This is a genomic window from Thioalkalivibrio sp. HL-Eb18, assembly GCF_000364985.1.
GTDB lineage: Bacteria > Pseudomonadota > Gammaproteobacteria > Ectothiorhodospirales > Ectothiorhodospiraceae > Thioalkalivibrio.
The window spans coordinates 56393-78274 of sequence record NZ_KB822973.1 but is presented as its reverse complement, the minus strand read 5'-3'; the positions used below and the strand labels follow the sequence as shown (position 1 = coordinate 78274).

Genomic DNA, 21882 nt, shown 5'->3' with positions numbered 1-21882 from the left:
CCAAACAATGTAGAGGGCGTTACGTCAGGTGACCCGTGAGGACTGGTAAACACACCAGTACCAAGGGGAACCATTATGACAGTCCGAATCACGACCACATCAACCAAGGGCGGTGTCGGCAAGACCACCGTCACGGCCAACCTCGGTGCCTACCTCGCAGACCTCGGCTACAAGGTCCTGCTGATCGACGCCGACATCCAGCCCACCTTGTCCAGCTACTTCCCGGTGGACCCGGCCCTGATCGCCGCCGGGGGGCTCACGGAACTCATTACCAACGGCGACACCGACGGCACCGTCACTCCGATCGACATCCCGCTCGACGGCGAGCACGACGGGGCCCTCGACATTGTGCTGTCCAACGACCCCCAGGGTCGGCTGCAGCAATGGATCCTGCACACGCCGGACGGCCGCGTGCGGCTCAAGCACATCCTCGCGGATTACGACGACCTCTATGACGTCGTCCTGCTGGATACCCAGGGGGCTGTCGGCCCCCTGCAGGATGCCGCCGTCCTGGCGGCAGACTTCCTGCTCTCGCCTATTCCCCCGGAAATCCTCTCCGCCCGCGAGTTCGCGCGCGGGACCGTGTCGATGCTTGATCGGCTGCGACCGATGGCGGCCATGGGCGCACCGGTCGGTCCACTTCGCGGCCTCCTCTATCGGGTAGACCGAACCGGAGACGGCCGCGCGATCGCGGACGAACTCCGGCGCGAGGCCACCGGTGAAAGTCGCGGCCAGATCACCATCCTCGATACGTTCATCCCCTCCGCCGTGGCCTACCGCGAGGCGGCCACCCAGCAGGTGCCCGTCCATCGGTGGGAGCCCCACCGGCAAGGCCCTACCCTGTCCGGTGCCGAGACCATGCGCCGCCTCACGGAGGAGCTGCTGCCTCACCTGATCCGGGGAGGGGCACAACATGGCTAAGAAACAGCTGAGTTCCGAGGAGTTGCGCAGCCGCCTGACCGTCGGGCATTTCGGCGATGCGGCGGCGCAGGAGCTGCCGCCAGGCGACCCCCTGACCGTCACGCAGATGGTGCTTGAGATCGACCGGATCCGGCCGTATGACGGAAACCCCCGGCGGCAGCGCAATCCGCAGTACGACGAAATCAAGGCCTCCATCCGGGCGCAGAAGCGCCTGAACAATGCGATCGAAGTCACGCGGCGACCGGACGACGACCTCTATATGGTGCGCGCCGGCGGGAACACGCGGCTGCAGATCCTCAAGGAACTCTATGAGGAGACCGGCGACGAGGCCTATCGCCAGGTGCATGTCCTCTTTCACCCCTGGACCTCGGACCAGGATGTGCTGGGCGCGCACCTGATCGAAAACGAAATGCGCGGCACGATGACGCTGATCGATCGCGCCCTCGCGGTCGATCGGCTGCGCGAGATGTTCGAGGCGGAGGCCGGCGAGAGTCTGAGCCGCAGCGAACTCCAGCGGCGGCTACAGGAGATCGGTTACACCGCCTCTCGGAAACTGCTCATTCGATTTGAGTACGCCGCAAAAACTCTGCTTTCTTGTATCCCTCAAGCGCTCCACGGGGGACTCGGCAACGACGCCGTGGAGAAACTCCGCAAGCTCCATCGGTCGGCCCATGCCGTAGGCGAGTCCCATGGGCGCACCCAGGATGCGGTGGACATGGTGTTTGAGGAGTCCCTCGCCGCCACCGATGCCCCCGATTGGGACCCCGGTGCCGCGCGGCAGGAACTGGAGCGGCGTCTGGCCGAGGAGCTGTCCCTCGATCTGCGCACCGTGCGCATGGAACTCGATACGCCGCCGACGCAGGACCCCGAGGGGACGACGGACCCAGCCGACATGCCCTCGGACGCCGATCCCGGCGCAATGGCCCAACCGACACCGCCCGTCCAGGATGCCCCACCTGACGGGACACCCGGAGCGTTCCCCGGACGTTCCGGGGCCGCAACGGATCCAGTGATCGGTGATGGGGCCGGTGCGGGTGACCCACCTCCTTCCAGCCCACCGGCCGCGGCACCGACTGAGCCCGCGCCCACGCCCGCAGCGGCGCCAACCGTGGCGGAGCTTCGAGATCGGATCTACACGTTGGCCCGGCAGATCGCCACCCGCTACCACTACGCCGATCAGATCCAACCCGTAGACATCGGCTATGGCTACTTCATCGACCTGCCGAGCGAGACGGTCGAGGAGGCGGCGGCCAGGATGAACGGGGTGGAGAACGACTACCGCCTCTGGACCTGGTGGCTGCTGTTCAGCTGGTCGCAGATCGGCCTGCACCCGGACCGCGTCCTGCAGACCGCCCCCACCCATCGCCTGGCCTCAGCGATTCACCGAGGCGACGAGGAGGAGGTCATCGCGCGGCACATCCCCGAGCCACCCTGGCGCGCGCTGGGCGGGATGGTCAGTTCGTGCCTTCGCGACCCCGATTTCGGCGACTTCGTCGCCCTCGTCCAGGCCTGCCGCGACCTGCAGCACCAGGCCGACGCGGACGATCTCGATCCGTGGGAGGGCTGAGCCATGAGCAGCACAGCGGATCTCACCCTCCATGTCCTGCGCTACGCCATGTCCAGGCTGCAGGACGCCGACATGAACGCCCTCAGTGTATTGGGCCTCACACCGGACCAAGCCTCGACCCTCGCCGACATGACGTTCGACGAGCTGGTCGAGATTTCGCGGCTCGGGCATCTGTTCATTGATCTGCAGATCGACGCCGATCGGTTCGATCAGCTGATCGAACGAGCGCGGGGCGAGGTCCAGTCCCGCCAGGTCCAGGACGAGCTGCTGCGGCACCAGGCGGACGCCCGGATGATGGAGGCGCTATTCGGGATGACCACGACGGATGTGGCCCGACGTCGGCGAGTGCTCGGGCTGCCCTCGCAGCCCGGCCGGCCGCGCTCCCCCTCGCCCGAACAGGCTCAGGCGATGTGGGACGCATGGCGGGCCGCGCCGGAGGACCTGCCGGATCCGGATCGCTATCTCCACGTCGCGCGAAGCACGAAAACCTCGGCCGCTGCGGTTTACCGCCTCGTCGCGGAGTGTCAGCACACGCTGGCCCCAACGTATCCGCCGGCCAAGACGACGCAGCCCGTGGTGGACCTGGTGCATCACCAGTTCGGGACCCACCTCTATTCCGCCGGGGGCTCGTCATGACTGAGGAGATCACACCCCGCATCCGAGGGCTCAAGGCGTACCTGGAGGACGCCGCGCGCCAGCTACGGGATCGACCGCCGGACCCCGGCGGGGAGGAGGAAGGCGCAGTCCTGTATTTCGGGAACTGGCATGACTCCCACCCCCGGGCGCTGCTATTCGCGGACGAGCTGGGGCCGACGGACAAGCTCGCCTGGATGGTGATTCAGGCGGGCTCGGATCCCCGGGCCCCCGCCGGATTCCCGTCGTATGACGAGTTCGGCCGCGCCGGCCTCGGGTCCCGGCCCACCATCGCCGCCGCCATCGCCATGCTGCGCATCACTCGATGGATCTCGCTGTGCGATCGCGTCCGCGACGGTCAGGGCCGATACCGGGGGAGCGTCTACGCGATCCACGACGAGGCGGTATCCGTCACCGAGGCGATGTACCTCGATCCGGAGTACATCACCTATCTGGAGAGCCTGACCGATCACGGCCATCGACGGGTGCGCGAGACTGCGCAGCAGGTGCTGTCCACGATCCAGCATCGCCTCGATGCCGACCGCGACCTCACCGATCCCGTGGACACCGGCGGTCGCTTTGAGCGCCGCCTCGCCACCCTGAGCGCCGACCCGGCCGTGCGAGCCGCCGCGAGCCCCTCGGGACGGGCCTGCGGTGCCCAAGTTAAGGAGGCTAACTCGGGTGAGAGCCAAGTAAAGAATCTTAACTCGGTCGCCGATCACCGAGTAAAGAATCTTAACTCGGTGGACCCGCCCGAAGAAAATCCTTCAAAAACAGAAACTTCGTACCAAGTTAAGAATCTTAACTCGGCTCGCGCGCGCGGGGGTAGTAGTAGTTTATATAAACCTACTACTACAAAACCTACCTCTGAGGTATTGGAACCACCGGGCGCGCGCGACAGTGAGGAGGCAGTCGCTGAGCTGCACTACCCCGAGAGCTTCGGTGCCGATCACCGCAAGCTCGCGGACCGATGTCTGCAGGGGTTACCCGCCGACGAGGCCCAGCAGGTCCTGGACGAGGTCGCCGGTGCCATCCGGGATCGCGCTCAAACGGATCCGATCCGCAACCCCTTGCGCTACCTGAGTGCCGTCGCCAAGCGGGCGCGCAGCGGCGATTTCCTGCCGAGCTACGCCGTGGACGCGGCCGAACGACGCCGGCGCAAGGCCGAGCAGGCGGAGCGTGAACGCCGGATCGATCAGGCAAGCGTCCAGCAGGCCGAGGCGCAGGTGGTCACGGTCGAGACCGACACGAACAACGAACTGGTGCAGCGGCTGGAGAAGGCCCGCAGCCGCAGTACCCACCGATCCAAGGAGCCAGGGGCATGATCCTCGACGAACATGACATGCCGTTCAGCCACGGCCGGGCTCGGGTAGTCCGGGATGCGCTGAATCGCGAGACCGACCAGCGGTACGAGCTGGTCGAAGTGTATTGGGGCGACCATCACGCGGGGTATGGCGTGGAACAGGTCGATCCCGATTCACCACCCGAGCCCCCGCCTCGGCCAGCAGACGACGAGGAACCAAGCGAGTCACTGCGACAGGCCGCACGGGAACACCGCCCGGAGTCAGACGGGGAGCCACCCCGAGACCAGTCCGCCAACGCGGACGCCGAGGTGCCGACCTATACCTTGCGCCCGGCGTTGCGCAGCGTATGGCCCACGGTGCTCAAGTTTGTGCTGCTCCTCGCCGTACTGGCCTGGACGCCGGAGATCGTGGCTTGGCTGGGGCAGTTGCCCGATCCAGTAGGTGCGAGCATTGCCGAGTGGCGCATGACCATCCCGGGCATCGGCGAGTTGCCCATCGTGCAGGCAGCACTGTCGATGGTCCTCGGGATCTGGATGGTGCTCACCGCGTTCCGGATCGTGTTCGCGATCTACTACTACCGATTCACCCTCGACCCGGATCGCGTCACGGTGCAGACCGGGATCATTGCGCGCCACCGCCGCACGATGCGCTATGCCAATGCCCGGATCCCGACCCTGGAACAGGGGGTCATTGATCGCCTGATCGGAATCGGCGAGGTCCGGGTGTCCTCGGCGGGCGGCGGCGAAACCGGCGAGATCCGGCTGCACGGGATCCGACGACCCCTGGAGGTGAAGGAGGAGATCCAGCGGCGCGTGGACGCGGTTTGGGATCGCTGAGCCAGACCAGAGGGGGGGTGTGACCCCGTCACACCCTGAGCCAGACCAGAGGGAGGGTGTGACCCCGTCACACCCTGAGCCAGACCAGAGGGGGGTGTGACCCCGTCACACCCTGAGCCAGACCAGAGGGAGGGTGTGACCCCGTCACACCCTGAGCCAGACCAGAGGGAGGGTGTGACCCCGTCACACCCTGAGCCAGACCAGAGGGGGGTGTGACCCCGTCACACCCTGAGCCAGACCAGAGGGGAATGCCCGTGCCGAGGATTGCCACAGTAGACGCAGATCAGGCCCTGGATCGACTGCTGGACGTTGCGCTGAACCGCAGCGGGCAGGCGCGCTCCGTCCGTCGCGTGCTGCTGGCCTGCTACAACGCGCCGGAATGGCCGCTCGACCTGTCCGATCTACGAGGACTCGATCCGGATCTCCAGGCGTCCGCGCTCACGGCCATCGGACTCTTTATGGAAGGTTCCGATCTTTCCGAGCACCGACCCGAAGCTCCCTGGCAGGCAATTTGGGATTTCGCCTGCCGGGAAACGGAGGACGGTGATAGAACACGCTGACCGGGATCGCCCGGCACTCACGACATTAGGAGGCGACCATGGCCGACACGAAACCCATGCCCAACGAGGCCGACCCGATCGTGGACTGGCGTACCGCGAGTTCGTCCCCCGGAGGCCTGCGCGGGTCCGCCGCGATGGAGATCCAGACGCGCCAGGCGCAGCGGCTGGTGCACGGACGCGGAGCCACCGACAAGAAGGCACCCATCATCGGACTCGTGCGCTTCGCGACCACGATGCGGCGGATCTGGCGAGCCGCCGCCTTGGATGATCCGTGGGCCGACTGGAAACTGCTGCAGACCTATGAGTCCCTCACGGAGAACCGCGAGGGCATCAATGCCCTCCGGGAACAGACCGAGCGCCTCCTGGCCTCGATGCCCGGTATCGAGATCGATGTGGCTCAGAGCCAGAGTCCGTGCACCGTCCCACTGGAGTTCTCGAACCCCTACGGATTTATGGGCGCCTACCTGATCGCCGACTTCGATCGAACCGCACGCGCCATCCTGACCGCACGCCACGTCGGGCTCATGGGCCGGGACGAGAGCGAGCGGATGCTGTATCAGGGTGGCCGACTGGTCCGCAGTGCGTTCAATGCACCGCAGGGATTCCAGTATCAGGGCGTGACCCGAGACGACGTGGCGGCTGGCACAGCGAAAGCCCGACAGGCAATCGAGAACCTCGGTCTGCCGCCGAAGGAAGTCCTGGAGGGGACCTTGCGCGCGCCGGTGGCACCCGATATTCGGGACCCGAAAGCGCGTAGCGAGCCGCCCCCGGGGCTCTATGACGACGAGGACGACGATGAAGCCGACGCCCCTGCAGGCGAACGGGCCGAATCCTACGGCTCGGCCGTGGCTCAGGAAACCGGAACGTGATGGACCTTGTTCGGTCGCCTGGCTCAGATGCACGGAGAGTAGTTATAGCCGAAGGCCTGCCATGTAGTTACGCCCTAAAGGGCCCTTTAAGGGTAAGGGGGCGGCGGGGCCACTGGAGAGGGATACATGAAACTCGCTGACGCACGTAAGCGAATGCAGGTTCTCGAAACCGAGCTACGGCAGATCGATGACCAGATGGACCAGCTGGTGCAGGAGTTCAAGAACACGTACCAGCGGCCCTGGGTCGCGCATCCCGCGATCCATCGTTCCCGGCGGGAAGGTGGGTCCGTGTTCCGGTGGCGTCTACGTGGATTCGACGGCATCGGCCAGTCCTGGCTGATGTTTACGTCGGACATGCTGCAGGAGGCACTTTCCCGCGAGGGCGTACCCCTGCGAACGCGTCTGGCGTGGCTGAAGATCGAACGTCGAGGGCGGATCCTCACGTTCGAGCACCGCAGGAGGAACTACGAGCGGCTGCGCCTCAAGGACCTGGTCACCCAGCTCCAGGGCTTGAACGCGCTGGAAGACCAATGGAGCGGTGGAGGGAGCCATGCTGAATGACACCATGAGTCAGAAACTGCGAGAGGGTATCCGTAAGTCTGCCCGGGCGATGCGCCGGTCAATCGGCAGCATGACCATGGAAGAGGCGGCCAGGGCGGGTCATATCGTGCCGCTGGACGGCTGGAATGGTCTTGACCTAGTGGAACTCGACGAGCTTTTCGACGAGCTCGATCAGGCGCGCGCACTACGTGTCATTTGGCGGGCACGAACGGAGTTCGGCATCGACGTCACAGGACCCGACCACGCGTTGGAGCAGATTCGCCACCACCGCCTGGGTGATCGGCAACGGTTCCAGCTCGTGACGATCGCGAAAATCGAGACGGCGAGAGCCGCCGCGTAACCGCTATCCCGATAGTGGAACCCTGAGCCAGAGCAGAGGGGGGTGTAACCCCGTTACACCCTGAGCCAGTAGTAGGACGAGTCGGCATCTTTCGGCCAAAACCACCCCGCTTCACTTCAGGATTTCGCCTAGCTTCCGGATGGGGCGCCGCGCACGCTGACATCGAACCCATGTCCGGTGCGAATCAATGTCCAATGCCTTTTCCGGTCGCGGCAACCTTGGCGCGGCGCCCACGCTCCGCCATGCCGAGCGCGGCGGCGAATCAACCCCCGTCACCAACCTCCGCATCTTCTTTGATCGACCGAAGCCCGACGGCAACGGCGGCTTTGAAGACAAGGGCGGGTTCTGGCTGGACGTAGCCTTGTGGGGCCCCCGTGCCGAACAGGCCGCGCGCCTGCTGCCGAAGGGCGCTCGGGTCCACGTCGAGGGAGAGCTGTTCGAGTCCACATGGAGCGACCGCGAGACCGGCGAGGAACGATCCCGCCTCGAAGTCCGCGCGACCGCCGTCGATCTGGACCTTGCACGCGTCGAGGACGTGACGTTCCGGCGACGGGACGACAGCGCGGGAGCGACGGATGCCTGAGACCCCGTTCGCCCGTGCACGCTGCGATGCCTGCATCTATTGGCACCGCCTGAGCACCAATGAAGGCTCCTGCCGACGCCACCCCCCGGGACTGCTGCAACCCGTAGGCGAGAGCGACGGACCGTTCCCCCTGACGAAGGCGATCCACTGGTGCGGCGAGTGGACGCATCCCGACGAGGCCAGCTGAGGCATGCCCTTGTATCAGGCCCAACTGGTGGAACTCGGTCGCGTGGTCGCCACGACCCGCTTTGAGGCGCACAGCGACCAGGCGGCCGGGAAGGAGGCCGACGAAAGCGCCGACTGGCGCAGAGGGCAATGGGCCGCGGTCACCCGCGTACCCACGAAGCCAGAACCCACGATCGCATCGCGCGTAGCCGCCGATGACCCAACCAAGGAAGAAGGAGACACTCCATGACGAACGGAACGATCACCCGCACCCTCCTCGCCGGTGCCGCTATCGCGGCCCTGTCCGGCTGCATTGTGATTGAGGAGACGCGACCGACGACCTCCAGCAGCTCCACGGCCGGATCCAGCAGCCAGGCCTCCGGACAGCAGCAGTACGCGAACGAGATCCTCAACTTCGAGGTCACCACCGCCACCGACGTCGATACGGCCTTCAACCGCATCCGCCGCCAGTTCGGGTATCTGCCCCTGGAACAGCGCACCAATCCCGCCGGACAGCCGTGGCTGGAGGCCTCGGACGCCTACCATTTCCATGAAAACCCCGGATCCTTCTACTCCGTGCGGGACTACCGCGAAATCCTCGGTCACGCCGGCGTGGTGCAGATGGATATTTCCCGGGAGGGCAGCGGCAGTCACATCGCCGTGGAGTATTACGAGGGCACGGACAGCGTAGACGGCTTCCCGGCCACGGACGCGTTCATGGACCGCTTCCGCGCGAAAGTGCGCTCCACGGTCGAGTAGGTCCGGTCGTGCGACTGTTTCTTGCGGAAAAGCCCTCACAAGCCCGCGATATTGCGCGCGTACTCGGCGCTTCGCGCAAGGAAAATGCGTGTATTCGCGGGGATGGGGTGACAGTCACCTGGTGCTTCGGGCACCTGCTGGAAATGGCCCCGCCACAAGACTATGACCCGGCGCTCAAGCAGTGGCGCGTGGAGACGCTTCCCATCCTGCCGGACCAGTGGCGGATGAACGTGCGACCCAAGGTGAAGGGGCACTTTTCCAGCATCCGGTCCCTGCTGAAACAGGCCTCCGAAGTCGTCGTCGCGACGGACGCCGACCGGGAAGGCGAGACGATTGCGCGCGAGGTGCTGGATCTGTGTGCCTACCGGGGGCCGATCCAGCGCCTCTGGCTCGCCGCGCTGGACGAGGCCAGCGTGCGCAAGGCCCTCGCCAACCTGCTACCGGGGGATCAAACCTTCCCCTTGTACCGGGCCGGCGTGGCGCGCGCCCGTGCCGACTGGCTTGTGGGCATGAACCTCACGCGGGCCTACACCCTCGCGGCTCGGGCCCGAGGCTATGACGGCGTTCTGTCCGTGGGGCGCGTCCAGACGCCCACCCTCAAGCTCGTGGTTGATCGTGACCGCGCGATCGAACAGTTCAAGCCAGTCCCGTACTACGAGGTATCGGTCCGCTGCGGCCACACGAACGGCTCCTGGGAGGCTCGATGGGTGCCACCCGAGGGAGTGAGTGACTCCGAAGGCCGCTGTACCAGTCAACAGGCGGCCGCCTCTGTGGCGCAGCGTGTACAGGGGGTGCAAGGCACCGTGACCCTGGCGCAGACCGAGCGCAAGCGCGAGAACGCGCCGCTGCCCTACGATCTCTCGACGCTGCAACAGGAGGCATCGAAACGGCTGGGGATGGGGGCGCAGGAGGTCCTCGATACCGCACAGTCGTTGTACGAGAAGCACAAAGCCACCTCCTATCCCCGGACCGACTGCCGCTACCTGCCCGTCAGCCAGCACGGCGAGGCACGCGACGTCCTGCAGGGACTGATGCAGAGCGACTCGACCATCGAACACCTGGTCGAAGGCGCGGATGCCGCCGTACAGGGACGCTGCTGGAACGATGCGAAGATCACGGCGCACCACGCCATCATCCCGACCACCGCCGTCGCGGATGTCCACGCGATGTCGTCGCGGGAACAGGCGGTCTACGACCTGATCCGACGCCGTTTCATTGCACAGTTCTATCCCGCCTACGAGTACGACCAGACGCGGCTGGAAGTCGCGGCCGAAGGCGAAACGTTCCGCACGCAGGGGCGCGTCAATCGCCGAACCGGTTGGCGTGTACTGATCCAGACGGACGCTTCGGCCGAGGAGCGCGCCGAAAGCGACCAGGCCCTTCCCAACGTGCAGAAAGGCGACCCCGTCTCACTGGCCGGCGCGCAGATCCGCGACAAGGAAACCACCCCGCCGGAACGCTTTACCCAGGGCACGCTGCTCGCCGCCATGAAGAACATCGCCCGCGAGATCGCGGACGAGCGGCTGCGGCGCGTCCTGAAAGAGAACACGGGCATCGGCACGGAGGCGACGCGCGCCGGGATCATCCAGACCCTCATGGATCGCGGTTACCTGGATGAGCGCAAGAAGAAGCTCACGTCCACGGCCGCCGCCCGGTCGCTGATCGATGCGCTGCCGGATCCGGTGAAGGACCCGTCCACCACGGCCCTGTGGGAACAGGCACTGGACCAGATCGCCAACGGAGAAGGCGAGATCGACGGGTTCCTGCAACGGCAGTCCGAATGGGTCAAGCGACTGGTGCAGAACGTTCAACAGCAGGGCGCCGACGCGGTTCAGGTCGAGGCGCAGGCCCAGCACGCCTGCCCCGCATGCGGTTCGCCCATGCGGCGCCGCAAGGGCGGGTCCGGGGCGTTTTGGGGTTGTACCCGCTATCCGGACTGCACGACCACGCTGCCCGACCAGGGCGGAAAACCCGGCAAGGCCCCAAAACAGGGGCCGGTCGGGCAGTGCGGCTGCGCCCAGCAGGGCAACATCAAGGAATCACCCAAGGCCTGGCAGTGCGAAGCGTGCAACGCCATTGTCTGGAAGCAGGTCAGTGGCAAGAAGCTGACCGAGACCCAGGCGCTCACGCTGTTCGCGGGGGATCGGGTACAGCTCAAGGGTCTCAAGAGCAAGCGGACTGGCAAAACCTTTGATGCCGGTGCGAAACTATCGGAAGGCAAGGTGCAGCTGCAGTTCGACTGACTGCGCCAGACAACAGGAGATCCCATGGCGATCATCCGCTTCCCCATCGAGCGCCGCGATCACTGCGCTTCCGGCGCCACGGTGGAACACCCGGAACACGGGATCTGCGAAGTCCTGGATATTCCGGACGACGCCCCGATGCAGCGCCTGCTCTACCGGGAGCGGGACCACGCATGGGTGGAGGCCGATGTGCGGGAGCTGCGCCAGATCGAGCGCCCGCTCGACCCGCATGAATTGACAGACGATTATTGGGAAGGATAAAACTAGAAGCGTCACACGGCTTTACCGCCCGCCTGAGCGCATCAGGCCCCTGAAAGCACCGCCCGGACCGGGTAGCGGTGCGCTGGCCCAGCCAGTCGGTCCTGCTGTATTCCATCCACCCACGCCGGGGAGAGCCTCCCCCCGGTTGGGCGCGTCTCTTTCGGCTATTCTCGAAGGAGGCGCCTTTGAACAAGAAGCTCACTGTGAACATCACTAAGCTCAAGGACGACACCCGAAAGATCGGCATTGCGCTGACCGTCGGTGCAGTTCTGGCTTATTTTTTTGACGCCGCTTCCATCGCGGATTCGTTCCTCGTTCTAATGTGGGGACTTATTCTCGTGGTTGTAGGCAACATCCAAATCGCAGAAGGGGATTAACAATGTTCGACATTGGTCCAGTTGGCATCATGGCTACGGTCATTGGTGTCTTCTTCCTCGCCCTGAACGTCTGGATCTTGCGTCAGGAACTTCGCAGCAGTCGCAACAAGAAAAAGTAGCGCCTCGCGCTACCTTCACCCTCCCGGGGAAACCAATCCCCGGACGGGCATGGTTTCTCCGGATTCATCACTGATAGGAGAAACACCATGTCTGAGAACAAATACTTCGATCTTCACATCACCGGCCTTGGCTACCTGAATCGGGTGCGCGAGGTGAGCCCCAAGAAGGGGGCGTCCTTCTATGCGTGCGACATCGTCGCGCTGCATGGATCCGCTGACGCCCCGGACAAGACCCGGTTCGATTGCCGGGTCAGCGGGGCGGAAGCCGAGCGTCTGATCAAGGCGGCCAAGTCCTACGTCGATGAAGATCGCAAGGTCCTCATCGGATTCAAGCTGGGTGATCTGTACCCGGATCTGTTCGAGTATCAGAAAGGCGAGAAAGCCGGTCAGACCGGCGTTTCGCTGAAAGCTCGGCTGCTCCGGATCGCCTGGGTCAAGGTGGACGGCGAAACCGTCTACACCGCATCGGCGGACTCGACTCAGGAACCGGAAAGCTCCGCCGCCTGAATCCGGCAGACCGTTCGCCAGGGGGATCCTCTCACCCCCTGGCAACGGGGTGTCTCCGTTGTGGGACACCACCGATCCCTCTTGCCACGGCAGGAGGGATCGGGGTGTCCCACAACTGACGGAGAAGCCCCATGAAAGCTCGCACCATCACCAAGCTCTTTCGTTCGCTCGACTCGGTTTCCGAGGCCCTCAAGTGCGGTTTCCAGGTACTGGATACCCGCACCCTGGAGCCCATTACGGATGCCGATCTGGAACAGCTTTCCACGTCCGATCTTGACCATCTGGAAATGCGGATCGGTTGATCGTGCCGACGCCCCTTCGGGGGCGTCATTCCCGAGGGTCGCGCGCGATCCTGGGGAATGACGGCTTTACCGCCCGCCTGAGCGTATCAGGCCCCTTAAAACCCTTCCGGATCGGGAAGAAGGGTGCCGGCACTGCCGGTCGATCCATTTCCTTCACCCACCACGGGGACAACTGACCCCGTGGGGGCAGTCTGTCCCCATTACTCGGAGACAGACTCATGCGAGGACTTCACATCAGCCGGAAACACGAAGGCATGGCATTCAAGCGCGCGGGCGAGCGCGTGGACCTTCGGTTCACTCAGCCCGAATACACCAAGCGCCAACCGGCACGGGTGACTCCACCTCCGCGTCACTGGTGCCTTGAAGCACCCTGCTGACCGACCGATGCGCCGATCCCCAAGACTTTGTCCTGGGGATCGGCTCTTCTTTCGTGGCGTCATTCCCGAGGGTCGCGGGCGATCCTGGGGAATGACGGCTTTACCGCCCGCCTGAGCGTATCAGGCCCCTGAAGCACCCCCGGATCGGGCAGGGGTGCGCCGGCTCGCCGGTCGATCCATTCACTTCACCCTGAACGATAGGAGCAAACCAATGGCATTGAGTACATTGGAGATACACCAAGACGATGGAACAATCGTGATCGCGGAACTCTGCGTCTACGGGCACAACGATTTCGACTGTGACTACTGGCTTGTCGATCCTGAGTCGTGGGTCAAGGGCGAGGACGGGTCCTTGGTTTTCAACCGGGAGAACGCTCGGTTGTTGCCACATCAGCCCAACGAAGAAACGCGCGCCGCCGCAGCACGCGCGGCGCGCGATGTCTGGCGCAACCGCCGACGTGACGGTCTCTTCGCGGAATGACGGCTTTACCGCCCGCCTGAGCGTATCAGGCCCCTGAAAGCACCCCCGGATCGGGCAGGGGTGCGCCGGCTTCGCCGGTCGATCCATTCCTTCACCCACCACGGGGAGAGCACTCCCCTGTGGGGCGCTCTCCGTTCACAGACAGGAGAGCATCGATGGACAAGGAAACCATCAAGGCGTTTATCGCCTGGCTGGAAGCGGCGACCGAACAGGAGATCCTGGATCGGCGTCAGCAAGCGTTGAACGCTCAGGTGAGCACTCGGGAGGGACGTGCCGACATCAATCTTGCGCTTCGTCTAATCGACGAGGAGCTGCTGGCACGTCTCGATCTGAAGTCGCAATCGCACTGAGCTTTACCGCGCGCGGTTTGAGTTGATCGTTGATCTGCTCGAACCGCTCGGTTTCGCCCCTGAACAAGGCGCGTGTCAGCGCCTGTTCCAGGGTGGAACGTTGACCTTCAATGACCTTCATCACCGGCGCCTCGCTGCTCGGGTGCGAACGGTCAACATACCATTTCAACCCCCGTGGGGCAGTCGGATCCCACGGGGATCGGTCTGTCCCCATTTTCATGCGCAGGAGACAGACCATGTCCAAGAAAGAAGCCTCCAAGGACCTGTACCAGGAAGTGACCGATCAGATCGTTACGGCCCTGGAAAACGGTGTCGTGCCCTGGGTCAAACCCTGGGATGGCGACAAGGCGGCGCTGGCGAGTGGAATGCCCGTCAATGCCGCGACCAATCGCCCCTACCACGGGGTCAACGTCATGCTCCTGTGGATGCGGGAGGTGGCACACGGGTATTCCACCAGTCGGTGGATGACCTTCAAGCAGGCGAAGGATGCCGGCGGATCGGTGCGCAAGGGCGAGAAAAGCACGCTGGCCGTGTTTTTCAAGCCAATCCAGCGGCAGAAAACCGACCGCGATGGCAAGCCGGTGACGGACGAGAAGGGCGAGCCGGTAATGAAAACCGTGCCGATCCTTCGGGCCTTCAAGCTCTTCAACGTGGACCAGATCGATGATCTGGAGGACCGGTATCGCGTGGGTCCCACCGGGGACGCCCCGGAACCGAGCTTCACGCCCATCGAGGCCGCGGAATCGGTGCTGGAGTCCTCCGGGGCTCTGATCCGACACGGGGGCGACCGGGCGTTCTATTCGCCCGAGCTGGATTACATCCAGTTGCCCCCGAAAGCGTCGTTTCGGGAAGAGGCCGGTTATTACGCCACGGCACTCCACGAACTCACGCACTGGACGGGGCACGAGTCCCGCCTCGCGCGCGAGGGGATCGTGGAGTTTGATCACTTCGGGTCCGAACGCTATGCGTTCGAGGAGCTGGTCGCCGAGTTGGGCGCTGCCTTCCTGTGTGCCGAGATCGGTATCCAGGGGGATCTTCGCCACGAGGGCTATATCGGCTCCTGGGTCCGGAAGCTCAAGGAGGACAAGCGGGCCATTTTCCGGGCCGCAAGCCAAGCCCGGAAAGCCGCTGAACACCTGCGGCCGGAGGCCGAGGTGCAGTCCGAGGAGGCGGGATGAATCCCGCCACCCTGGAAGCCCTGAACCAGCTCGCCGACGCGGCGGAGTCACCGACGGGACAGGGACGGCACGTCCGTCTCTTTCTGCTCGGTCTCTTCAACGGCCAGGAATTTCCGTTCGACCTTACCCGACTCCGGGTAATCGATCCGGACCTTCAGGTCGCTGCGCTGCGCGTACTGGCGTTCGACATGCGTTCCGGAACGGAGATCGACCACTGGATCTCCGGCGGAGCCGAGCGTCTCGCCCGTTGGGTGAGGCTTGAAATCCACTCTCAACCCTGACGGCCTTCGGGCCGTCATTCCCGAGGGTCGCGCGCGGCCCTGGGGAATGACGGCTTTACCGCCCGCCTGAGCGTATCAGGCCCCTGAAAGCACCCCCGGATCGGGCAGGGGTGCGCCGGCTCGCCGGTCGATCCATTCACTTCACCCACCACGGGGACACCGTCCCTCGTGGGGGCGGTCTGTCCCCAACACTCGGAGACAGACCATGACTGCGCGTATCAAGATCACGTTCGAGCGATGGAAGCCCGTCGATCTGGAACTTGGCGAACCCTCACAGCGGGGATGGATCGATTCCGAGGGCGTCCGAATGGACCCCGAAGATCCCGAGGACCGGTCGGCGGTCGAAGCGGCCGTGGAGTTCCTCAATCGCAAGGGAGCTGTTCACCCCTCCAGTGATCCCCCAACCGGCATCGACCTGTGGTTCTCCACTGAACCCGAGATCGATTTCGAGACCGGGGATCAGGAGATCCGGAGTTACCACCTCAAGGGGTTTTCCGTGGAGGAAGAACTCCAGGTGTTCCACCGGATCCGGTACGGCTAACGCCCCGGGCGGCAGACGCGATCTGCGCGCTCACTTCCTTTTACCCACCACGGGGACACCGTCCCCCGTGGGGGCGGTCTGTCCCCTTCATCTAGGAGATAGACCATGACTTCTTGCACTGAAATCGATCTGTCGATTCACCGTAACCGCGTCCCGGACCTCGAACGGATCCAGATCCTGCCGAGATACCTCGGGGCACATGCCCTGACCTTTGAAAATTGCGTGTTCGATACGCTCGGCGCCCTCGTGGATTCCTACAGAGGCGGCTTTTGGGAGTTCTACGAACTTTCCAATGGAGGCTTTTACATGGCCCCCGAGCAGGACCGGAACCTGCACGTCGTCGTGCCCGGGAACGGCTATGAAGGCGAGGTGAGCCCGGATGCGGCGGGCATCATTGCCTGCCTGTTCGCCTTCAACGCGATGGCCTGGCGCTTTCGCGAAGATCGGCACGTCAACCTGTACCACTGGTTGAGGGATTACGCGCTGGACCACGACGAGTCCGGTGAGATCCTTCGCGCGATCGACTAGCCAACGGCATTCCATTCCCCAAAAGGGCGACGGCCCCTTTGGGGGCGGTCGCCCCTCTATACAGGAGACTGACCGTGGAATCTCAACATCACTCCATTCTTGGGGACCTGATCCCCATGGACCGAGGGCTGTACGCCCTTGGCTCGGACGCGACCCGGATCATGGTGTGCCATGGCCCGGGCGTATTCCTGCTCAACTCGCACGCACTGGAGCCGATGGACACGTCGCCCGGTGCCCTGCGTGCTCAGGCACTCGAACACCTGGCGTTTCTCGCCGAAATCGAGCCGATCGAATCGCTGGCTTTGGCGGTTGCGACCGGCAAGCAAGCCGCTTGACCACACGCCCCTTCGGGGGCGTCATTCCCGAGGGTCGCGCGCGGCCCTGGGGAATGACGGCTTTACCGCCCGCCTGAGCGTATCAGGCCCCTGAAAGCACCCCCCGGATCGGGCAGGGGTGCGTCGGCACCAAGCCGGTCGGTCCATATCTTTTACCCACCACGGGGACACCGTCCCCCGTGGGGGCGGTCTGTCCCCTCCATGCAGGAGATAGACCTATGCTGATCAAAACGATTGCTCATGCGCGCATTGCCGATCTGAAACCGATTTCCCGGGGACGATTCGAGCTGTGTCGCTCTGGCACTCGATACCGCATCGGTATTCAACCCAACGGATCCATTCGGCTCCTATCCGTCTCGTCCGCCCGCGCGGCCTGACGGCTCTCAACCCACCACGGGGACACCGCTCCCCGTGGGGGCGGTCTGTCCCCTCCATGCAGGAGACTGACCATGTCCATGCTGATTCACATCGTCCCCGACACGGACCCCTTCAACCCACGCGAAGACTGCGACAACCTCCTCGGTAACATGGTGTGCTGGCACAGCCGCTATGAACTGGGAGACGAACAGCCGGCAGACAGCCCCCGCGAGTGGGCGCTGCAGGTGGCATGCGAGTTCAACCCCTCCATTGAAGATCAGGTCGAGCGTTTCGCCGACCGACTGTGGGACCGTCTGGACTCCACCGAGCCTCGCCTGGAGAAGCGGCTGCACGAGCACAGCCAACAGGTGATCCAGTTCCAACAAGAGAAGGTGGATGCGATCCTCGATCGATACATGATCATGGTGCCGCTTTACCTCTATGACCACTCGGGGGTCACGATGTCCACCCGACCATTCAGCTGTCCATGGGATAGCGGTCAGGTCGGGTGGATCTACGTGACCCGCGAAGACGCCCGCCGCGCGTTCGGGTGGAAGCGTCTGAGCCCGAGACGGGAGGCGCGAATCCGCTCGATCCTGGAGGCCGAGGTCGCCACTTACGACCAATACCTGCAGGGCGAGGTGTACGGATACGTCGTCTATGAGAACGGGGTCGAGGTGGATTCCTGCTGGGGCTTTTTCTCCGATGCGTTCGGCGAGGACTACCGGCAAAACGGCATGGCCGATCACTGGCCGGACGGATGGGAGAACGCCCAAATCGTCGTGTCCATGGATCCGCATGACCAGCTCGAAGTGGCCTAGTGGTCACATTGCCATGAGCCGCGAGCATCGAATGTTGTTCGCAGCATCTACCCTGACGGCCTTCGGGCCGTCATTCCCCAGGGTCGCGCGCGGCCCTGGGGAATGACGGCTTTACCGCCCGCCTGAGCGTATCAGGCACCCTTAAAGCCCCTCCGGACCGGGAGGCGGGGCCCGGCACCGCCGGTCGGTCCATTTACTTCACCCACCACGGGGACACCGCTCCCCGTGGGGCGGTCTGTCCCGACACTCTGAGGAGACCGCTATAATGGAAAGCATGATTGCGTTCGACACCCATGCCTACGTCAAGAAGCTCCGCTCCGCCGGTGTATCGGAGGAGCAGGCGGAAGTGCAAGCGCAGGCGATGCTGGAGCTCATGGAATCGAGGGTGGCCACGAAGGAGGATTTCCGGCTCCTTCGCGAGCAGATGGCCACGAAGGAGGACCTCCGAGAACTGGAAGCCCGTATGGCCTCCAAGGGGGACCTCCGGGAGATCGGATCGAGGATCGATTCGATCGAGTCGCGTATGGCCTCCAAGGAGGACCTAAAGGCGTTCGTGACCCGTGCCGAAATGTACCGGGCCCTGCTCATTCAAACCGGCGCGATCCTGGCCTCCATGTTCGCCATGCTGCAGTTGATGTGACCACCGGACCGTCTCCGGGGAGTCCCATTCCTTAAAACGACGCCCCTTCGGGGGCGTCATTCCCCAGGGCCGCACGCGACCCTGGGGAATGACGGCTTTACCGCCCGCCTGAGCGTATCAGGCCCCTGAAAGCACCCCCGGATCGGGCAGGGGTGCGCCGGCTTCGCCGGTCGATCCACTCACTTCACCCACCACGGGGACAACCGATCCCCGTAGGGGCGGTCTGTCCCCTCCATGCAGGAGACAGACACATGCACACCTATGAACTCGCGGAGCTGTATCGCGACCCGCTGTACCAGAAGCGACTCCTGGAGGTCGGCACACGCGCGGAACTGCTTGCCTGGGCCGCCTGGAATGACCCCAATGGGGTGTTTCTCGACATGGACTGTGATGCCGAGGGCCTACCACGACTGAGCCGAGCGGAGGCCGCCAACGCGGTTTTAGGGATGATCGATTTCCCCCGGATCGCGGCGGCATCGCTTCCTTCGCCGGAATACCGCACCCTGCGGGTGTCCGACGAGGGCTCACCCCTGGTGGGCGACTACGTCGCCACGCTTCCTGCTCCGGACGCTCTCGGGAGACTGAGGACGCTACGGAAGGAAGCGAAGGCACTCGGCGGAACTACGTGGAGCAATGCGCGCGCGGACGTGGTCGAACTTCCGTGCGACGACGGGGAGCGACTGCAGCACGTCTTCCGCTGGATCTAATCTTGACGGCCTTCGGGCCGTCATTCCCGAGAGCCGACCGCGACCCTCGGGAATGACGGCGGAGATTCAGCATTTGCAGTCTGGAGGATTGCCCGGAATGGGCCCTTGCGGTTGAATGCGTATTACACCGCCCGCCTGAGCGTATCAGGCCCCTTGCCGACGCCCGTCGGCAAAAGCCCCTACGCGCCGAGAGTGGGGGCGCCGTATTTTCCCCTTTGCGGCGCGGCGCTGTCGGCTGATCCAATTTTGTCCCTGGCTCGGGTCAGTCGATCAATACCGAGCCTCGGTGGAGGTTCACAAGTCAACTCGTTGGGCCCTCCGGGCCCGGCACGAGTTCTTCTCGAATGGTTTAGGGAGGTCTCCCCACGGCGGGTGAAATGCGTCCGCCGTGGGGAGACCTTGGTCTCCGTGATCAAAATCACTGGCCGCCCACCGCCAGATGCAGCGTGGGTCCCTTTGTGCGGTACTGCCGCGCCATTCGAGATAGATCCATCCCCCCAAAACCATGGATCGCCGGAATACGACTCGCTACTTGCAGGAGGGTGAGATCGCTCCGCCCTGGGGAAACCTCCCACTCGACCGGGCCCTCGCACAATCGACGCGCCCGGTCCTGAAGCACCTCAATCGAAGTCAACTCGCGGATCAGCCACCCCCGACCCAACCGGGGTGGCTGGTTACGTTTTGCCCACGCCTGGCAAGTCCTTGTTCCCTCGCTTTCTTCCCTCTCTTTCCCATGCAGTTATCCCCAGTTTTTGTGGATAACGCAAAAACCCTTCGCGCTCGCTTCAGGATTTTTCGTAGTCGCCACACGCGGGACCCGGAGAATTGGCGACGTCCGCTGCCTTGGCGGCGGGCAGCCCATACCCCTTAGGGCTGGTGCCCGCGCCTCCTTTGGCGCGGGTCTTTATTCCAAGCAGGCGAGGCAAGACATGCGAACACGGTTACCCGCACTCCTTGTGGCGCTGGCGTTCACCTCCTGGGGAACCGCTGCGGCCAGTGACATTCAGGTGGGTCGATACCTCACCGCCACCGATGCGCCCGCACCCGAGCAGGTGCAGCCCCTGCAGGTCACGGTCCAGATGGATTTCCCGTCGGACGTCCGGCACGTCGGCTCCGCGCTCACCTACCTCCTGACACACAGCGGGTATCGACTGGAGGACCCGGCCAAGGCGGACCCGGCCATGCGGGTGCTCCTGACCCGACCGCTTCCCGAGGTGCATCGAGAGCTGGGGCCCCTGAGCCTTGAGAATGCGCTGACCACCCTCGCCGGCCCCACCTGGCGCCTGGTCGTCGATCCCGCCATGCGGGAAATCTCCTACGAGCCGCGTGCGCCTTATGCCGAGTCCGCACGGGCGCGAGGTCACGCGATCAAAGCCGACACCGTGCGCGACGTGCTCGCGCCACAGCCCCCAACAGCCCGCCTGTATGGTCCGGTTCAGCGCGGCGAGACCCTCGGTTCCATCGCCGAGGCGATTTCGCCGGAGCAGCCGACGCGCATGGCCGCCGCGCTGTTCGAGGCCAACCCGCACGCGTTCTTCCCGGCCAATGCGCCGAACCCGAATCAGCTCCGCACCGGCGCCGAACTGGAGATCCCCAGCGACGAGGTGGCCGCCCGGTATGCCCCGTCCCGCGCCCGGTCGATTCTGCGAGGTGATCAATGAGCACGAACGAGAAGTCGGACCATCGTCCAGCGCCTCAGCCCATCCCGCGCTGGCTCAAGATCGCGGGGCCGGTCGTCGGCCTCGCCGTCGTAACGGGGTTGCTCCTGATGTTCATCGGCGGCGGAGGGGCCGAAACCGAGGAACCCGAGCCCGTGCCGGCCGAACCGGTCGCGGAGGCAGATGGAGCGGACTTCAACGAACAGGAAATGCTGCTCGCCTCCCTGGAGGCGCGGGTCGCCAGTCAGGACGAGGAGCTGCGTGAGCTGCGCTCCGAGCAACGCGACTTCCGCGACAAGCTCGACGGGCTGGAGTCCGCGCTCGACAACCAGGGCCCCGATCAGGCCGTGACCGACCGACTGGAAGCTCTGCAGGGTGAACTGATGGATCTCCGTGCCGAGGTGGAGTCCTCGGAGACCCTGGAGCCCATCGAGGCGCTGAGGGGCGATCTGAGCGCCACGCAGCGCCGCGTCGCCCGCCTGGAGGAAACGCCTGAAACGCCGGAACCGAACGCCACCCTGACGGGTATCGAACACTGGGGGGCTCGCCACTTCGCCATCCTGGAAGGCGCGAGTGGCCGCGAGCGTATCCGCGTGGGCGGGCGCTACGGGCAATGGACGCTGGAAAGCCTCGATCCGGATGCAGGTGTCGCGGTCCTTCGGCACCCACGCGGGTTCATGCACGCCCTCGCCATCCACGACGAGTAGGAGCAGGAGATCAT

The 21882-nt window shown here is 64.5% G+C and carries 30 protein-coding genes; all 30 read left to right on the top strand.

Annotated features, from left to right (window positions below; translation table 11 throughout):
* Window positions 1-75: 75 nt before the first annotated feature.
* The 30 genes from F813_RS0111025 (at window position 76) to F813_RS0110875 (ending at window position 21868) form a co-directional block, all read left to right on the top strand.
* Entirely contained in the window at window positions 76-921 is an 846-nt protein-coding gene (locus F813_RS0111025; protein ID WP_017926612.1) for a ParA family protein, read from the top strand.
* The gene (locus F813_RS0111020) at window positions 914-2488 is read left to right on the top strand and encodes a ParB family protein (protein ID WP_026148255.1); all 1575 of its coding nucleotides are present in this window, start codon (window positions 914-916) and stop codon (window positions 2486-2488) included. Before F813_RS0111025 ends, F813_RS0111020 begins: the two co-directional genes overlap by 8 nt.
* Before the next feature lie 3 nt (window positions 2489-2491).
* On the top strand, window positions 2492-3124 hold the full coding sequence (locus F813_RS0111015; protein WP_017926611.1) for a DUF2857 domain-containing protein: 633 nt from the start codon (window positions 2492-2494) through the stop codon (window positions 3122-3124).
* Window positions 3121-4446, top strand: a complete 1326-nt coding sequence (locus F813_RS0111010; protein WP_017926610.1) for an STY4528 family pathogenicity island replication protein — start codon at window positions 3121-3123, stop codon at window positions 4444-4446. Before F813_RS0111015 ends, F813_RS0111010 begins: the two co-directional genes overlap by 4 nt.
* Window positions 4443-5261, top strand: a complete 819-nt coding sequence (locus F813_RS0111005; protein ID WP_017926609.1) for a PH domain-containing protein — start codon at window positions 4443-4445, stop codon at window positions 5259-5261. The genes F813_RS0111010 and F813_RS0111005 overlap by 4 nt, the downstream gene beginning before the upstream one ends.
* 248 nt (window positions 5262-5509) lie before the next feature.
* Window positions 5510-5821, top strand: a complete 312-nt coding sequence (locus tag F813_RS0111000) for a hypothetical protein (protein ID WP_017926608.1) — start codon at window positions 5510-5512, stop codon at window positions 5819-5821.
* Window positions 5822-5859: 38 nt separating this feature from the next.
* On the top strand, window positions 5860-6690 hold the full coding sequence (locus tag F813_RS0110995) for a PFL_4669 family integrating conjugative element protein (protein WP_017926607.1): 831 nt from the start codon (window positions 5860-5862) through the stop codon (window positions 6688-6690).
* A 153-nt stretch (window positions 6691-6843) separates the two neighbouring features.
* Window positions 6844-7251: a hypothetical protein gene (locus F813_RS0110990; protein ID WP_026148254.1), complete on the top strand. Its 408-nt coding sequence runs from the start codon at window positions 6844-6846 to the stop codon at window positions 7249-7251.
* Window positions 7241-7591: a hypothetical protein gene (locus F813_RS0110985; RefSeq protein ID WP_017926605.1), complete on the top strand. Its 351-nt coding sequence runs from the start codon at window positions 7241-7243 to the stop codon at window positions 7589-7591. Before F813_RS0110990 ends, F813_RS0110985 begins: the two co-directional genes overlap by 11 nt.
* A gap of 187 nt (window positions 7592-7778) precedes the next feature.
* Window positions 7779-8174, top strand: coding sequence for a single-stranded DNA-binding protein (gene ssb, locus F813_RS0110980; protein ID WP_017926604.1), 396 nt, complete (start codon window positions 7779-7781; stop codon window positions 8172-8174).
* Entirely contained in the window at window positions 8167-8361 is a 195-nt protein-coding gene (locus F813_RS0110975) for a hypothetical protein (protein ID WP_017926603.1), read from the top strand. The genes ssb and F813_RS0110975 overlap by 8 nt, the downstream gene beginning before the upstream one ends.
* A gap of 3 nt (window positions 8362-8364) precedes the next feature.
* Entirely contained in the window at window positions 8365-8589 is a 225-nt protein-coding gene (locus F813_RS0110970; protein WP_017926602.1) for a hypothetical protein, read from the top strand.
* Complete coding sequence (locus F813_RS0110965) at window positions 8586-9098, top strand: hypothetical protein (protein WP_017926601.1); 513 nt, start codon at window positions 8586-8588, stop codon at window positions 9096-9098. The genes F813_RS0110970 and F813_RS0110965 overlap by 4 nt, the downstream gene beginning before the upstream one ends.
* Before the next feature lie 8 nt (window positions 9099-9106).
* The gene (locus F813_RS0110960) at window positions 9107-11341 is read left to right on the top strand and encodes a DNA topoisomerase III (RefSeq protein WP_081601312.1); all 2235 of its coding nucleotides are present in this window, start codon (window positions 9107-9109) and stop codon (window positions 11339-11341) included.
* Between the two features lie 24 nt (window positions 11342-11365).
* The gene (locus F813_RS0110955; RefSeq protein WP_017926599.1) at window positions 11366-11602 is read left to right on the top strand and encodes a hypothetical protein; all 237 of its coding nucleotides are present in this window, start codon (window positions 11366-11368) and stop codon (window positions 11600-11602) included.
* A 185-nt stretch (window positions 11603-11787) separates the two neighbouring features.
* Complete coding sequence (locus F813_RS0110950) at window positions 11788-11979, top strand: hypothetical protein (protein ID WP_017926598.1); 192 nt, start codon at window positions 11788-11790, stop codon at window positions 11977-11979.
* A gap of 206 nt (window positions 11980-12185) precedes the next feature.
* The gene (locus tag F813_RS0110940) at window positions 12186-12605 is read left to right on the top strand and encodes an STY4534 family ICE replication protein (RefSeq protein WP_017926596.1); all 420 of its coding nucleotides are present in this window, start codon (window positions 12186-12188) and stop codon (window positions 12603-12605) included.
* 131 nt (window positions 12606-12736) lie between these two features.
* Window positions 12737-12907 (top strand): hypothetical protein, encoded by a 171-nt coding sequence (locus F813_RS14455; RefSeq protein ID WP_017926595.1) that lies wholly within the window; start codon window positions 12737-12739, stop codon window positions 12905-12907.
* A gap of 588 nt (window positions 12908-13495) precedes the next feature.
* Entirely contained in the window at window positions 13496-13765 is a 270-nt protein-coding gene (locus F813_RS0110930) for a hypothetical protein (RefSeq protein ID WP_155995130.1), read from the top strand.
* 155 nt (window positions 13766-13920) lie between these two features.
* Window positions 13921-14115: a hypothetical protein gene (locus F813_RS0110925; protein WP_017926593.1), complete on the top strand. Its 195-nt coding sequence runs from the start codon at window positions 13921-13923 to the stop codon at window positions 14113-14115.
* 236 nt (window positions 14116-14351) lie between these two features.
* On the top strand, window positions 14352-15293 hold the full coding sequence (locus F813_RS0110920) for an ArdC family protein (protein WP_017926592.1): 942 nt from the start codon (window positions 14352-14354) through the stop codon (window positions 15291-15293).
* On the top strand, window positions 15290-15574 hold the full coding sequence (locus F813_RS0110915) for a hypothetical protein (RefSeq protein ID WP_017926591.1): 285 nt from the start codon (window positions 15290-15292) through the stop codon (window positions 15572-15574). The genes F813_RS0110920 and F813_RS0110915 overlap by 4 nt, the downstream gene beginning before the upstream one ends.
* Window positions 15575-15779: 205 nt before the next feature.
* Window positions 15780-16115 carry a hypothetical protein gene (locus tag F813_RS0110910; protein WP_017926590.1) on the top strand — a complete coding sequence of 112 codons (336 nt, stop codon included), beginning with the start codon at window positions 15780-15782 and terminating at the stop codon, window positions 16113-16115.
* A 105-nt stretch (window positions 16116-16220) separates the two neighbouring features.
* Entirely contained in the window at window positions 16221-16643 is a 423-nt protein-coding gene (locus F813_RS0110905; protein WP_017926589.1) for an antirestriction protein, read from the top strand.
* A 74-nt stretch (window positions 16644-16717) separates the two neighbouring features.
* Window positions 16718-16978 (top strand): hypothetical protein, encoded by a 261-nt coding sequence (locus F813_RS0110900; RefSeq protein WP_017926588.1) that lies wholly within the window; start codon window positions 16718-16720, stop codon window positions 16976-16978.
* 449 nt (window positions 16979-17427) lie between these two features.
* On the top strand, window positions 17428-18156 hold the full coding sequence (locus F813_RS0110895; protein WP_017926587.1) for a hypothetical protein: 729 nt from the start codon (window positions 17428-17430) through the stop codon (window positions 18154-18156).
* A gap of 265 nt (window positions 18157-18421) precedes the next feature.
* On the top strand, window positions 18422-18796 hold the full coding sequence (locus F813_RS0110890; RefSeq protein ID WP_017926586.1) for a DUF1640 domain-containing protein: 375 nt from the start codon (window positions 18422-18424) through the stop codon (window positions 18794-18796).
* A 251-nt stretch (window positions 18797-19047) separates the two neighbouring features.
* Window positions 19048-19503, top strand: coding sequence for a hypothetical protein (locus F813_RS0110885; RefSeq protein ID WP_017926585.1), 456 nt, complete (start codon window positions 19048-19050; stop codon window positions 19501-19503).
* 956 nt (window positions 19504-20459) lie between these two features.
* The gene (locus F813_RS0110880; protein ID WP_017926584.1) at window positions 20460-21164 is read left to right on the top strand and encodes a hypothetical protein; all 705 of its coding nucleotides are present in this window, start codon (window positions 20460-20462) and stop codon (window positions 21162-21164) included.
* The gene (locus F813_RS0110875) at window positions 21161-21868 is read left to right on the top strand and encodes a hypothetical protein (protein ID WP_017926583.1); all 708 of its coding nucleotides are present in this window, start codon (window positions 21161-21163) and stop codon (window positions 21866-21868) included. Before F813_RS0110880 ends, F813_RS0110875 begins: the two co-directional genes overlap by 4 nt.
* Window positions 21869-21882: the final 14 nt, after the last annotated feature.

Coding starts and splice junctions, on each gene's coding strand:
- F813_RS0111025 (WP_017926612.1), top strand. CDS start 76: ATGACAGTCCGAATCACGACCACATCAACCAAGGGCGGTGTCGGCAAG.
- F813_RS0111020 (WP_026148255.1), top strand. CDS start 914: ATGGCTAAGAAACAGCTGAGTTCCGAGGAGTTGCGCAGCCGCCTGACC.
- F813_RS0111015 (WP_017926611.1), top strand. CDS start 2,492: ATGAGCAGCACAGCGGATCTCACCCTCCATGTCCTGCGCTACGCCATG.
- F813_RS0111010 (WP_017926610.1), top strand. CDS start 3,121: ATGACTGAGGAGATCACACCCCGCATCCGAGGGCTCAAGGCGTACCTG.
- F813_RS0111005 (WP_017926609.1), top strand. CDS start 4,443: ATGATCCTCGACGAACATGACATGCCGTTCAGCCACGGCCGGGCTCGG.
- F813_RS0111000 (WP_017926608.1), top strand. CDS start 5,510: ATGCCCGTGCCGAGGATTGCCACAGTAGACGCAGATCAGGCCCTGGAT.
- F813_RS0110995 (WP_017926607.1), top strand. CDS start 5,860: ATGGCCGACACGAAACCCATGCCCAACGAGGCCGACCCGATCGTGGAC.
- F813_RS0110990 (WP_026148254.1), top strand. CDS start 6,844: ATGCAGGTTCTCGAAACCGAGCTACGGCAGATCGATGACCAGATGGAC.
- F813_RS0110985 (WP_017926605.1), top strand. CDS start 7,241: ATGCTGAATGACACCATGAGTCAGAAACTGCGAGAGGGTATCCGTAAG.
- ssb (WP_017926604.1), top strand. CDS start 7,779: ATGTCCAATGCCTTTTCCGGTCGCGGCAACCTTGGCGCGGCGCCCACG.
- F813_RS0110975 (WP_017926603.1), top strand. CDS start 8,167: ATGCCTGAGACCCCGTTCGCCCGTGCACGCTGCGATGCCTGCATCTAT.
- F813_RS0110970 (WP_017926602.1), top strand. CDS start 8,365: ATGCCCTTGTATCAGGCCCAACTGGTGGAACTCGGTCGCGTGGTCGCC.
- F813_RS0110965 (WP_017926601.1), top strand. CDS start 8,586: ATGACGAACGGAACGATCACCCGCACCCTCCTCGCCGGTGCCGCTATC.
- F813_RS0110955 (WP_017926599.1), top strand. CDS start 11,366: ATGGCGATCATCCGCTTCCCCATCGAGCGCCGCGATCACTGCGCTTCC.
- F813_RS0110940 (WP_017926596.1), top strand. CDS start 12,186: ATGTCTGAGAACAAATACTTCGATCTTCACATCACCGGCCTTGGCTAC.
- F813_RS14455 (WP_017926595.1), top strand. CDS start 12,737: ATGAAAGCTCGCACCATCACCAAGCTCTTTCGTTCGCTCGACTCGGTT.
- F813_RS0110930 (WP_155995130.1), top strand. CDS start 13,496: ATGGCATTGAGTACATTGGAGATACACCAAGACGATGGAACAATCGTG.
- F813_RS0110925 (WP_017926593.1), top strand. CDS start 13,921: ATGGACAAGGAAACCATCAAGGCGTTTATCGCCTGGCTGGAAGCGGCG.
- F813_RS0110920 (WP_017926592.1), top strand. CDS start 14,352: ATGTCCAAGAAAGAAGCCTCCAAGGACCTGTACCAGGAAGTGACCGAT.
- F813_RS0110915 (WP_017926591.1), top strand. CDS start 15,290: ATGAATCCCGCCACCCTGGAAGCCCTGAACCAGCTCGCCGACGCGGCG.
- F813_RS0110910 (WP_017926590.1), top strand. CDS start 15,780: ATGACTGCGCGTATCAAGATCACGTTCGAGCGATGGAAGCCCGTCGAT.
- F813_RS0110905 (WP_017926589.1), top strand. CDS start 16,221: ATGACTTCTTGCACTGAAATCGATCTGTCGATTCACCGTAACCGCGTC.
- F813_RS0110895 (WP_017926587.1), top strand. CDS start 17,428: ATGTCCATGCTGATTCACATCGTCCCCGACACGGACCCCTTCAACCCA.
- F813_RS0110890 (WP_017926586.1), top strand. CDS start 18,422: ATGGAAAGCATGATTGCGTTCGACACCCATGCCTACGTCAAGAAGCTC.
- F813_RS0110885 (WP_017926585.1), top strand. CDS start 19,048: ATGCACACCTATGAACTCGCGGAGCTGTATCGCGACCCGCTGTACCAG.
- F813_RS0110875 (WP_017926583.1), top strand. CDS start 21,161: ATGAGCACGAACGAGAAGTCGGACCATCGTCCAGCGCCTCAGCCCATC.